The organism is Chelatococcus reniformis (assembly GCF_014640075.1).
Classification (GTDB): Bacteria; Pseudomonadota; Alphaproteobacteria; order Rhizobiales; family Beijerinckiaceae; genus Camelimonas; species Camelimonas reniformis.
Map to the genome: position 1 here is coordinate 1 of NZ_BMGG01000035.1, position 618 is coordinate 618.

The following is a 618-nucleotide window of genomic DNA, read 5'->3' on the forward strand; positions in this document are numbered from 1 at the left end:
GCAACGATGCGTGTAGCGATGATCGGGTCCGGCTATGTGGGCCTCGTTTCGGGAACTTGCTTTGCCGACTTCGGCCATCATGTGACGTGCGTCGACAAGGATGCGGTCAAGATCGCCGAGCTGCAGAACGGGCGGGTGCCGATCTACGAGCCGGGGCTGGCGGAGCTGGTTGCGTCGAACGTGCGGCAGAAGCGGCTGTCGTTCACCACGGACCTTTCGGCGGCGGTGGCGGAGGCGGACTGCGTGTTCGTGGCGGTGGGCACGCCGTCGCGGCGGGGCGACGGGCATGCGGACCTGTCGTTCGTGTATCAGGCGGCGCGGGAGATCGCCGGGGCGATCGACGGCTACACGGTGGTGGTGAACAAGTCGACGGTGCCGGTGGGCACGGGCGACCAGGTGGAGCGGATCATCCGCGAGACCAACCCGTCGGCGGCGTTTGCGGTGGTGTCGAACCCTGAGTTCCTGCGCGAGGGGGCGGCGATCGAGGACTTCAAGCGGCCTGACCGCATCGTCATCGGCACCGGCGACGAGCGGGCGCGCGAGGTGATGCGGGACTTGTACCGGCCGCTGTTCCTGAACCAGGCGCCGCTGCTGATGACGGAGCGGCGGACGGCGGAG

The 618-nt window shown here is 68.4% G+C and carries 1 protein-coding gene; it reads left to right on the plus strand.

The window, feature by feature from the left end; translation table 11 throughout:
* Positions 1-6 precede the first annotated feature (6 nt).
* Positions 7-618, plus strand: a 612-nt coding sequence (locus IEW34_RS30205; protein ID WP_188612958.1) for a nucleotide sugar dehydrogenase, incomplete at its 3' end; no start/stop codon positions are given.